Origin of the sequence: Streptomyces niveus (genome assembly GCF_001723055.1) — a bacterium.
In the GTDB taxonomy this organism is placed as follows: domain Bacteria; phylum Actinomycetota; class Actinomycetes; order Streptomycetales; family Streptomycetaceae; genus Streptomyces; species Streptomyces niveus.
The window spans coordinates 1-10,715 of record NZ_MDCR01000172.1 but is presented as its reverse complement, the minus strand read 5'-3'; the positions used below and the strand labels follow the sequence as shown (position 1 = coordinate 10,715).

Below are 10,715 nucleotides of genomic sequence, written 5' to 3'. Positions count from 1 at the left end.
GGTGACGACGACGATGACGACAGCGGCGGCGACGACGACAGCGGGGACGACAGCGACGACGACGCCCCGCCCCCCGGCGCCCCGGACGACGGAAGGGTCTCCGCGCCCGTGAAGCACCGCACCGGAAGCGCGACCGTCGACGGCAGGACCGTGGACTATGTCTTCTCCGAGCGCCGGGTCAGCGATGTCGCGGGCGGCCCGTACACCGTCTTCACCGGCTCCTCGCTCGCCCCGCAGCAGAGCGCCGTCCGGGCGNNCGAGCCCCAGACGCACGACGAGGTCGCCAAGCTGGCCCGTACGACCAACGAGACGCTCACCGCGCTCGAAGCCTCCGTCGACCGCCAGCGGCGCTTCGTCGCCGACGCCTCGCACGAGCTGCGCAGCCCGATCGCCTCGCTGCGCACCCAGCTCGAAGTGGGCGAGGCGCACCCGGAGTTGCTGGACGTGCCGGGCGCTGTGGCCGACACCGTACGGCTCCAGCAGCTCGCCGCCGACCTGCTGCTGCTCGCCCGGCTGGACGCGGGGGAGCAGGCGGGGCGTACGCGGCTGGATCTGGCCGCGTTGGTGCGTGAGGAGGTCTCGCAGCGCTCGACCGACCGGATCCCGGTGACGGCGGACGTGCGGGGCAGCGTCGAAGTGGCGGGCTCACGCGGTCAGTTGGCGCGGGTGCTGGGCAATCTGCTGGACAACGCGCAGCGTCACGCGGCGGGGGAGGTACGCGCCACGGTGCGCCGGGAGGGCGGCCAGGTGGTGCTCGCGGTCGCCGACGACGGGTCGGGGGTGCCGGAGACGGAGCGGGAGCGGATCTTCGAGCGGTTCGTACGGCTCGACGACGCCCGCAGCAGGGACGACGGCGGCGCGGGGCTGGGCCTCGCCATCGCCCGTGACGTGGCACACCGGCACGGCGGCACGCTGGAGGTCGGCCGTGCCGAGGCGGGTGGCGCGCTGTTCGAGCTGCGCCTGCCCGCCGCCGGCCGGGACCCGGAGCGGCCGGTCCCCACCGGTGCGTCAGCTCTTGGCGCGGCGCCCGCGCAGGTGCTCGGCGACCGGCGTGAGTGACTGGCTCAGCGCGGTGAGCGCCTCGGGCGGCAGCAGGTCGAAGAAGTGCTTCCGTACGGAGGCGACGTGGTGCGGGGCGACCTTCTGCATCGTCTCCATGCCCTGATCGGTCAGGACGGCGAAGAGGCCGCGGCGGTCGGACTCGCAGTGCTCGCGGCGGACCAGGCCCGCGGTCTCCAGCCGGGTGATCTGGTGCGAAAGACGGCTCTTGGACTGGAGGGTGGCGGCGGCGAGGTCGCTCATCCGCAGCCGCCGGTCCTCGGCCTCGGAGAGGTTGACCAGGATCTCGTAGTCGTTGTTGGTCAGTCCGAACGGCTGGAGGTCCTTCTCCAGCTGGTGCATCAGCAGTCTGCTGACGTCCAGATGGGTGCGCCAGGTGCACTGCTCCGCGTCGTTCAGCCAGCGAGTGGCCGTCTCGGTCTCCATATATGAATTCTACCTAAGAAGTTGAAAATTGGACGAAGTCGGCGAGTGTGACTCGGGGCACAGAAAAGGCGCACACGTTCGAGGTCACACTCCGCAGACTACCGCTCACAGCCCGAAGCGTCGCTGGAGATCGCCCAGCTGTCCCGGCATCCTGGGCACACCGCCCGGCTGCCCCGCGGGCTGGCCACCGCCGCCGCCCGGTACGCCGGGCTCGCCCGGCACCACACCGCGCGCCGTCTCGGCCATCAGCGCCTCGCTGGACTGGAGCAGCACCGTACCCGCCCCGACGAACTCGAACTGATGCTCCTCGCCCGAGGAACCGCCCAGTCCGCTCATCGCGCGCAGCCCGCCCATCACGCCGGTCATATAGGCGTGGTCGTAGTGGTGGCACGGCGACGGACAGTCCGCCCAGCCCACCAGCGCCTGCGGGTCGACCCGGATCGGCGGCTCCATGAAGACCACCGGACCGTTCGACGCGGCCACGAACTTCCCCGTACCGATGAGGGTCAGAAAGCCCGGCACGATCGACTGCTTGAGCGCCAGGGACGGCTCGTACGCCAGCAGATTCCCGGACCGGACGGTCAGATTCCCGTCCTCCAGGTCGAAGGAGTTGACGTCGAAGGCGCGGTCGGCGAGCAGCATCTTCCCGCTGCCCTCCGCCACCACCCAGTCCGCCGCGTGGAGCGGCGAGTGGAAGCTGCTGCGCACCAGCCGGTCGAGCCGGCCGTGCCCGATCCCGTTGAAGTCGATGCGCCCGTAGTAGGCGATCATCTTGCCCTTCTGGAGGAACCACTGGCTCCCCTTCAGCTCCACGCAGAAGGTGTACGCGTTGACGTTGTCGTCGCTCGGCAGAGTCGTCGGGTCGAAGGTCACGGGCGCGCTCACAGCTTCTCCTCCGACGCCTGGACGTACACCGCACCGTTGCCGCTCAGCTCCAGCTGGAAGGCCTCGCCCGAGCCCCGGCCCACCATGTCGCGCCAGCCGACGGCGGTGGACAGCTTGTTCCGTACGTCGCCGTGGTGGGCCACGTACGCCTGCGGGTCGACATGGACCGTACGGCCCTGGCCGATCGGCAGCTCGATGATCCCGCCGTGCGCCATCACCGCGACCGAGCCGTGGCCCTTGAGGGTCGTGGTGAACAGGCCCTGGCCCGTCACCTGGCCGCGCACCATGCCCATCACACCGCCCTGCGCGCCCATGAACATCGTGCCCTGCTCCAGCGACCCGTCGAAGGCGAGCAGCCGGTCCGCCTCCACGTACAGGGTGTCGCCGGACAGTCCGATCACCTGGATGTGATGGCCGCCGTGACCGAACATCACGGTGCCGTTGCCCTCGACGGTCATCAGCGGGGTCGCCTCACCCGCCACGCGCCGGCCGATCATCGACATCAGACCGCCCTGGCCGCCGGCGATGTTCGGGGTGAAGGTGACGTCGCCCCGGTAGGCGAGCATCGCGCCGCGCTGGCTGAACATCTTCTGGCCGGGCGCCACCGACGCCTCGACCACCTTCGAGTTGATCTCCCGGAACGGCATCAGACATCGCCCCCGACGGTGTTGCGCTCGCTCGGCTGCACGTAGACGAGCCCGTCGCCCTCGAAGCGCATCTGGAAGGCCTCGCCGCCGCCCTCGCCCATGATCGTGCGGAAGTTCACGCCGGACTGGAGGTGCTGCTGGAGGTTGCCCTGGTGCGCGACGTACGCGCCGGGGTCGACGGAGAGCGGGTACTGGGGTGTCACCCGCAGTACGACGGCCGAGCCGTCCGACATGATCGCCGCCTGGCCGGTGCCCTCGACGGTCGTCGTGAACAGTCCGTTGCCGCTCGCGCCGCCGCGCAGGCCGGTGAAGCTGGTGCCGGTGCGCAGCCCGCCGTCCGTACAGAGGAGGTTGCTCGACTCCACGTACAGCTTGTCGCCGTGCAGCGCGACGAGACTGATCTCGCTCGCGCGGTCCGCGAAGAAGCAGGTGCCCTCGCCCTTCACCTCCATCATGACCATCTGTTCGCCGGTGAGGCGCCGGGTCACCATGCCCCGTATGCCCTCACCGCCACCGGACAACTTCTTGAACGCCATCCGGCCGTCGTAGGCGACCATCGAGCCGTTCTTCGCCCGCACGGAGTCGCCCGTCATGTCGACGGCGAGCACCTTGCTGCCTTGGAGTCGGAACTGAGCCACAGGCAGAAGATAGCCGGACCCGGATAAAAAGCGGGCAAAGCCTGATGCCACAATGGGAGGCCGCTTGTGCACGCGTTCACAAGATGATCACGCGCACGGTGATCGCGACGCCCCCCGACGACGAAGGTGCCTGCCTCGTGGACATCAAGACCGCCTCATCCCTCCACCGTCTCCGCCTGGTATCGGCGCCGGAGGCCGTGTCGTTTCTGCTGCTGCTCGTCTGCTCCGTGCTCAAGCGCACGACGGACTTCAACGCCGTGCCGGTGATGGGCGCGATCCACGGGCTGCTGTTCGTCGTGTACGTGATCTTCTGGCTGGACGCGTGGAGGCGCGTGAAGTGGTCGCTCGGCACGGCCGCGCTGTACTTCGTGCTGTCGGTGCTGCCGGCCGGCGGCTTCTTCGCCGAGCGCAAGCTCCGGCGCGAGGCCGAGGCCGAGGTCATCGCCTCCCGCGCCCGCCGCGAGGGCACGGTCAGCGCGTGATCGTCGCCTTCTCCATCACGCCGCTGGGTGTGGGCGAGGACGTGGGCGAGTACGTGGCCGACGCCGTCCGCGTCGTACGCGAGTCCGGTCTGCCGAACCACACCGACGCCATGTTCACCTCGGTGGAAGGTGAGTGGGACGAGGTGATGGACGTGGTCAGGCGCGCGGTGGCCGCGGTCGAGTCCCGCGCGCCACGCGTCTCCCTGGTCCTGAAGGCGGACATCCGCCCCGGCGTGACGAACGGCCTCCAGTCGAAGGTGGAAACGCTGGAGAGGCACCTCTCCACCTGACGCCGTGCCGGGCGGCCGGCCGCGGGCCCGCCGGGGCTGACGCCCGGGCGTGGGCGTCGGTCGCCGGTGCCGCCGCGGCCCTCGCTCCGCGCGGCCCGGCCTTCCTGGGCTGCCCACCGGCCTGACCGCAAGCGGTCCGCCGCGTGGCCGGTCCTGTTCCGCCGTCAGGTCCCATCGGCCGGCCGCGGGGCCGCCGGGGCTGACGCCCGGGCGTGGGCGTCGGTCGCCGGTGCCGCCGCGGCCCTCGCTCCGCGCGGCCCGGCCTTCCGGGGTCGCCCACCGGCCCACCGGGACTGACGCCCGGGGTCCGGCGCCCGCCGCCGTGCCCCCCGTTCCGCGCCGCCCGGCTCCCCGTCAGATCCGCCGTCACCGCCCCCACTTCCGCGCCCCTTACCGCCACTCGCACGGACGACTCCAGTCGACACGCCGGGGTATATCCCGTTTTCTGAGGATATCGATCTCGCCGAATCGCTGGAGTTGCTGGAGGCACCGTGCGGCCGGACAGCTACGACTACGACACCCACAGCGCTCTCGCCGGTCCGCTGACGGAGCCGGATCGGGGTGCCGTCTACCGGGTGCGGTACCGCAGTCTGCTCGCGCAGGAGCCGCACCGGGTGCGGGCCGTCGTGTTGATGGTCATGGCGCCGCTGCTCTCCGGGGTGCTGCTCGTCTATCTCGTCTGGCCCACCCACTGGACCGAGCGCGAGGGCGGCGCCCGCTGGCTGGTCGCCTTCGACACCGTGATGCTCGTGTCGATCGGGCTCATCGCCTTCTTCATGCTGGTCAACGTCGCCTCCATCGCACACGCGACGCTCGTCGCCCGCGACCCCGTCCCCGTCGTCGCCGAGGTCGGCACCCGCGTCGCCTTCCTCACCACGTACGTTCCCGGCAAGGAACCGTTCGCCATGCTGCGGGCCACCCTCGAAGGTGCCGTACGGCTGCGCCACCGCGGCCCCCTCGACGTCTGGCTCCTGGACGAGGGCGACGATCCGGCCGCCCGGCGGCTCTGCCGGGAGCTGGGGGTGTGTCACTTCAGCCGCCTCGGTGTGCCCGAGTGGAACCGGAAGCAGGGCGTCCACAAGGCCCGTACCAAACACGGCAACTACAACGCCTGGCTCGCGATGTACGGCGACGACTACGACTTCTTCGCCTCCGTCGACACCGACCACGTACCACTGCCCAACTTCCTGGAGAGGATGTTGGGCTTCTTCCGCGACCCTGACGTCGCCTTCGTCGTCGGACCGCAGGTGTACGGCAACTACGACACGGCGGTCACCAAGGCGGCCGAGTCCCAGCAGTTCCTCTTCCACGCGCTGATCCAGCGGGCCGGCAACCGCTACCACGCGCCCATGTTCGTCGGCACCAACAACGCCGTACGCATCACCGCCCTCAAGCAGGTCGGCGGCCTGTACGACTCCATCACCGAGGACATGGCCACCGGCTTCGAACTGCACCGCAGGAAGAACCCGCTGACCGGACGCTTCTGGCGGTCCGTCTACACCCCCGACGTCCTCGCCGTCGGCGAGGGGCCCGCCTCCTGGACCGACTTCTTCACCCAGCAGCTGCGCTGGTCGCGCGGCACCTACGAGACGGTCCTCAAGCAGTACGGCAAGGCCCTGTTCCGGCTGCCGCCCGGCCGGCTCCTCAGCTACACGCTGATGCTCGTCTACTACCCGATGACCGCGATCAACTGGCTCCTCGGCATCCTCAGCTGCGTCCTGTTCCTCTGGCTCGGCGCCTCCGGCACCCAGGTGTCGTCCTCGCTGTGGCTGATGCTCTACAGCGACGCCGCCGCCTTCCAGATCGGCCTCTACCTCTGGAACCGGCGCCACAACGTCTCCCCCCACGAGCCCCAGGGCTCCGGCGGCCTCGCCGGCATGGCGATGTCGGCGCTGTGCGCGCCCATCTACCTCAGGTCGCTCGGCTCGGCGGTGCTGCGCACCAAGGGCCGGTTCGTGGTCACCCCCAAGGGGGGTGAGACCAGCGCGGACCGCCCCATGACGTTCCGCGTGCACCTGTTCTGGGCCGTCGTACTGACGACGTCACTCGCCGCGTCCGTGCACTTCGGCCACACCCACGCCGCGATGCGCACCTGGGCCGTACTCGCCCTGGTCATCTCCCTCGCCCCGGTCGCCGTCTGGAGCTGGACGACCCTGCGCGAGCGCCGCGCCGGGGCGCCCGTCCCGGCGCCGGCCACCGAGGACGGTCCCGAGCAGCCGGAGCCCGCACTCGCCACGACGACGACAGGAGGGAACTGAGCCATGGCCTACCGGCCCTCGCGCAAGTTCAAGAAGACGCTGCTCGGAGGCGGAGCGGTGGTGGTGCTGATGTCGCTCAACGCGCCGGCGGCCATCTCCTTCGCGACGGACAAGTACCACGCGTACGAGATCGCGCAGCCCGGCTACAAGGCGCGGTACGGCTCCTGGGAGGTGCTCGACGTCCCCAAGGAGTACCGCACCAACGCGATCCACGCCGCGCTGCTGCACACCGGCAAGGTGCTGCTCATCGCCGGATCCGGCAACAGCCAGGAGAAGTTCGACGCCGGTACCTTCGACACGGTGCTGTGGGACCCGGCGGACAACTCGTACAAGAAGATCCCCACCCCCGAGGACTTCTTCTGCTCCGGCCACTCCCAACTCCCCGACGGGCGGCTGCTGGTGGCCGGCGGTACCGCGCGCTACGAGGTCCTCGACGGCGAGGTGGAGCGGGCCGGCGGCGGGATGCGGGTGAAGAACGAGAGCCCCGACCGGGCGCGGACCTTCAAGAAGGGCACCCGCTTCCGCTCGCCGTCGGGTGTCGAGTACGTGAGCAAGTTCGACGTCACCGTGCCCAAGGCGAAGCGCGACTTCAAGATCAGTTACGCGAAGGGCGGCCGGATGCTGCCCTGGAAGACGAAGGTCACGGCGGGCGAGGCCCGGGTCTTCGTGGAGGCCGTGTCCAAGGGGCCGCGGGCGCTGACGACGGAGGCCGCCCAGTACGAGATCGTCGGCCTCAAGGGCAAGGACGCGGACAACTACTACGGCCTGGCGCAGAAGCTGACCACCGAGAAGCAGGACTTCCAGGGCATCAAGGCGGCGTACGAGTTCGACCCGGTCGCGGAGCGGTACGTACCCGTCGACCCGATGAAGGAGGCCCGCTGGTACCCGACGCTGGTCACCCTCCAGGACGGCCGGGTGCTCGCCGTCTCCGGCCTGGACGACGTCGGCGCGGTGCTCACCGGGGACAACGAGATCTACGACCCCAGGTCCAAGAAGTGGTCCAAGGGCCCGACGCGCTACTTCCCCACGTACCCCGCGCTCTTCCTCACCAAGGGCGGCAAGGTCTTCTACTCGGGGTCGAACGCGGGCTACGGTCCCGCCACGGCCGGCCGGCAGCCGGGCCTGTGGGACCTCAAGCGGAACATCTTCACGAAGGTCGAGGGGCTCACACAGCTCGACCGGACGGAGACGTCGGCGTCGCTGGTGCTGCCGCCCGCGCAGGACCAGAAGGTGATGGTCATGGGCGGCGGCGGGGTCGGCGAGTCGTCCAAGTCCACGGCCCGTACGGCGATCGTGGACCTGAAGGAGGAGAGCCCGGCCTTCCGGGCCGGGCCGGACCTGCCGCAGGGGACGCGCTACCTGAGCAGCGTGATCATGCCGGACGACACGGTCTTCACGAGCGGCGGCTCGTCCGACTACCGGGGGCGCAGCGCGTCCGACATCCTCAAGGCGCAGTTCTACGACCCGAAGACCAACTCCTTCACCAAGGCGGCCGACCCGACCGTCGGCCGTAACTACCACTCCGAGGCGCTGCTGCTGCCCGACGGGCGGGTGGCGACCTTCGGCTCGGACCCGCTTTTCGACGACGCCGACAACACCAAACTCGGCACGTTCGAGCAGCGGGTGGAGATCTACACGCCGCCCTCCTTGGAAGGCGCGCGCGCGAAGCAGCGGCCGGTGCTGGGGGAGGGGCCGGCGGAGCTGGACCAGAACGGCCGCGCCACCTTCCGTACGGACGACTCGCGGCGGATCGCGAAGGCGCGGCTGATGCGGCCGAGCGCCGTCACGCACAGCACGGACGTGGAGCAGCGCTCGATCGACCTCGGGATGACGAAGCGGGGCGGCTCGGTGACGGTGGACGTGCCGTCGGACCCGACGCTGGTGCCGCCTGGCTGGTACATGCTGTTCGTGACGGACACGGCGGGGGTGTCGTCGGAGGCGAAGTGGATCCAGGTGAAGTAGGCGCGGATTGACAGGCGTTACGCGCCCGCGCGGCGTGCGAGCCCGAGGGCGTAGTCCGGCCACCACGTACCGGCGGACGGGCCGCCCCGGCACGGCCCGTCGGAGTCGCCGGGCCGCTTGATCCACAGAAACGCGTCGACCAGGGCGTCACCGGTCTCGGCGGTCGGCGGCGTCCCGAGCGACCGGCCCGGCGGATTGCACCAGGACTCGTCCCGCTCTCCGGGGAGGGGGCCCTCGCCGTTGCGGCTGGTGTCGACGGTGAAGTGGGCGCCGTCGAGCAGTCCGGACAGCCGGGTGCCGAAGGCCTTGACGGCCTCGTCCGTCTGGAAGTTGGAGACGTTGAGCGAGAAGCCGTCCGCCCTGGCGACACCGGCGGTGCGCAGCGGCTCGGCGATCTTCGACGGCTCCTTGATCCAGGCCGGGTTGCCGGCGTCCAGATAGACCTTGGTGCCCGGCTGCCGCTTCAGCCGGTCGACGGCCTCCGAGAGCAGCTGGTTGCGCTCCCCGTGGTACTCGGCGGGGGTGCAGCCGTCCACGAGGTGGGAGACGGCGTCCGGCTCCAGGATCACCAGGGCGCGCGCGTCGCCGATGGCGTCGGCGAAGGAGTTGATCCAGTCGAGATAGGCCTGGCCGTCGCTGGCGCCGCCGGCGGAGTAGAGCCCGCAGTCGCGGTGCGGGATGTTGTACGCGACGAGGACCACCGTGCGCTTCCCGGCGGCGCCCTTCACGGCCCGGCGGATGTCGGGCACGGGGTCGTCACCGGCGGGCCACTCGGCCACGGGGCGCTCGGAGATCCGCTTGAGCACCTTGGCGTCCTCGGTACGGCCCTGGGACTGCCACTGCTCGACCTGGCGCGCGGCGTCGCTCTGCGGGTCCACCCAGAACGGGGACCCCGCGGTGGGGGCGGCCTCGCCCCGTACGGCAGGGGCGCGGGTCTCGTCGCCGGCGGGGGAGCCGGAGCCGCCGGAGCAGCCGGCGAGGGCCAGCGCGAGCGTGAGGACGGCGGCGATGCTGTGGCGTGCGCGGCTGGACATCCAGCCCCCTTGACCGGCTGACGACTGGAGAAGCACAGGACCGGCCAATCGTGACATAACGGTCACGTTCCGTGGTGTTACGACACCGCCAGCGCGATCCCGAGCGGGGTCCGCTCGTACAGCACCTGGTGCGAGTGGCGCCGTGACGTCAGCAGCCCCGCGTCGCGCAGCACCGCCAGATGCGAGGACACGGAGGAGGGGGCGAGGCCCAGCCGGTGCGCCAGCGCCGTGGTCCCGGCGGGTTCGTCGAGCGCGCACAGGACGTCGGCCCTGGCCCGGCCGAGCAGCCGGGCGAGCGCGTCCGGCGTACGGTCGGCGGCCTCCGTCCACAGCCCGCCGATGCCACGCGCCGGATAGATCACGGCGGGCTGCCAGGGCGGCTCGTGCCCGCCGATGACATCGGGCCAGGTGAAGACGCTCGGCATGAGGACGAGACCGCGCCCGCCGAGGTCCCGCCGCCAGGCGCCGCGCTTGCCGCCGACGGTCAGCGTGGAGTCCGCCCAGGCGAGCCGGGGGCTCAACTCGCCCAGCAGCCGCCCGAATCCGACCTCGGCCAGGCGCCGCGAGTGATAGGCGATGTCGGCTTCGAGCAGCGCGCGCAGCCGGNNCTCCGGGGGAGTGGACCGCACCAGGGCGATCTCCTCGGCGAAGGTGACGACGGGACTCTCGGGCGGCGGGCAGAAGAAGTCCGGGTTGTGTCCCACGCGTGGCATCAACAGCCACAACGGCCGCAGATCGATCCCCTCGGCGGCGCTCCTGATCCGCCGTAGCCACGGCAGGTGATACCCGTGCCGCTCGGGCCGCGCGAGGGTGCGGACGGCTTCCTGCGTCTCCCACAGGGGCGACAGCGCGAAGCGGCAACGGAGCAGATCAAGCTCCCCGAAGTGCAGCTGGAACGCCACGGTGGTTCCCTCGCTCCCGTACGGAAGATTCGGCTGGAACCGAAAGTCTAGATCCGGGCTCCGCCCCGGGCGAGGCTGCGACTCATGCCGAGCCCGAACCCCGCCCCCGACGAGCCGCCCCGACCGCCGTCC

At 70.8% G+C, this 10,715-nt stretch carries 10 protein-coding genes and 2 pseudogenes; 5 read left to right on the top strand and 7 right to left on the bottom strand.

What is annotated here, in order from left to right; all coding sequences use genetic code 11:
* Positions 1-257: 257 nt before the first annotated feature.
* On the top strand, positions 258-1,059 hold an 802-nt coding region (locus BHU15_RS20800), incomplete at its 5' end, for a sensor histidine kinase (protein WP_255293162.1).
* Here the strand turns inward: BHU15_RS20800 and BHU15_RS20795 are convergent.
* From BHU15_RS20795 to BHU15_RS20780, 4 genes are all read right to left on the bottom strand, one after another.
* The gene (locus tag BHU15_RS20795) at positions 1,009-1,485 is read right to left on the bottom strand and encodes a MarR family winged helix-turn-helix transcriptional regulator (protein WP_069628578.1); all 477 of its coding nucleotides are present in this window, start codon (positions 1,483-1,485) and stop codon (positions 1,009-1,011) included. The genes BHU15_RS20800 and BHU15_RS20795 overlap by 51 nt on opposite strands.
* 105 nt (positions 1,486-1,590) lie before the next feature.
* On the bottom strand, positions 1,591-2,370 hold the full coding sequence (locus BHU15_RS20790) for an AIM24 family protein (protein WP_069628577.1): 780 nt from the start codon (positions 2,368-2,370) through the stop codon (positions 1,591-1,593).
* On the bottom strand, positions 2,367-3,017 hold the full coding sequence (locus tag BHU15_RS20785) for an AIM24 family protein (protein WP_069628576.1): 651 nt from the start codon (positions 3,015-3,017) through the stop codon (positions 2,367-2,369). Before BHU15_RS20785 ends, BHU15_RS20790 begins: the two co-directional genes overlap by 4 nt.
* A complete protein-coding gene (locus BHU15_RS20780; protein WP_031229498.1) occupies positions 3,017-3,655 on the bottom strand; it encodes an AIM24 family protein in 639 nt (212 codons plus the stop codon). The genes BHU15_RS20785 and BHU15_RS20780 overlap by 1 nt, the downstream gene beginning before the upstream one ends.
* A gap of 137 nt (positions 3,656-3,792) precedes the next feature.
* Here BHU15_RS20780 and BHU15_RS20775 point away from each other — a divergent pair, with 137 nt between their 5' ends.
* The 4 genes from BHU15_RS20775 to glxA all read left to right on the top strand — a co-directional run bounded on the left by BHU15_RS20775 (position 3,793) and on the right by glxA (position 8,647).
* Entirely contained in the window at positions 3,793-4,137 is a 345-nt protein-coding gene (locus BHU15_RS20775) for a DUF3817 domain-containing protein (RefSeq protein ID WP_069628579.1), read from the top strand.
* Positions 4,134-4,427, top strand: a complete 294-nt coding sequence (locus BHU15_RS20770; protein WP_069628575.1) for an MTH1187 family thiamine-binding protein — start codon at positions 4,134-4,136, stop codon at positions 4,425-4,427. Before BHU15_RS20775 ends, BHU15_RS20770 begins: the two co-directional genes overlap by 4 nt.
* Before the next feature lie 491 nt (positions 4,428-4,918).
* Positions 4,919-6,685 (top strand): glycosyltransferase family 2 protein, encoded by a 1,767-nt coding sequence (locus BHU15_RS20765; protein WP_069628574.1) that lies wholly within the window; start codon positions 4,919-4,921, stop codon positions 6,683-6,685.
* A gap of 3 nt (positions 6,686-6,688) precedes the next feature.
* Entirely contained in the window at positions 6,689-8,647 is a 1,959-nt protein-coding gene (gene glxA, locus BHU15_RS20760) for a radical copper oxidase GlxA (protein ID WP_069628573.1), read from the top strand.
* Between the two features lie 17 nt (positions 8,648-8,664).
* On the opposite strand, the gene BHU15_RS20755 is transcribed toward glxA, so the two are convergent.
* From BHU15_RS20755 to BHU15_RS41440, 3 genes and pseudogenes are all read right to left on the bottom strand, one after another.
* Positions 8,665-9,681, bottom strand: coding sequence for a glycoside hydrolase family 6 protein (locus BHU15_RS20755; protein WP_069628572.1), 1,017 nt, complete (start codon positions 9,679-9,681; stop codon positions 8,665-8,667).
* Between the two features lie 77 nt (positions 9,682-9,758).
* A pseudogene (locus tag BHU15_RS41445) lies at positions 9,759-10,287 on the bottom strand (ArsR/SmtB family transcription factor); the annotation flags it as partial.
* A 2-nt stretch (positions 10,288-10,289) separates the two neighbouring features.
* Positions 10,290-10,583 (bottom strand): annotated as a pseudogene (locus BHU15_RS41440) (transcriptional regulator); the annotation flags it as partial.
* Positions 10,584-10,715: the final 132 nt, after the last annotated feature.

What these genes read in the sequence shown, in the direction of transcription:
- glxA (WP_069628573.1), top strand. Translation starts at nt 6,689, where the DNA reads ATGGCCTACCGGCCCTCGCGCAAGTTCAAGAAGACGCTGCTCGGAGGC.
- BHU15_RS20795 (WP_069628578.1), bottom strand. Translation starts at nt 1,485, where the DNA reads ATGGAGACCGAGACGGCCACTCGCTGGCTGAACGACGCGGAGCAGTGC.
- BHU15_RS20785 (WP_069628576.1), bottom strand. Translation starts at nt 3,017, where the DNA reads ATGCCGTTCCGGGAGATCAACTCGAAGGTGGTCGAGGCGTCGGTGGCG.
- BHU15_RS20755 (WP_069628572.1), bottom strand. Translation starts at nt 9,681, where the DNA reads ATGTCCAGCCGCGCACGCCACAGCATCGCCGCCGTCCTCACGCTCGCG.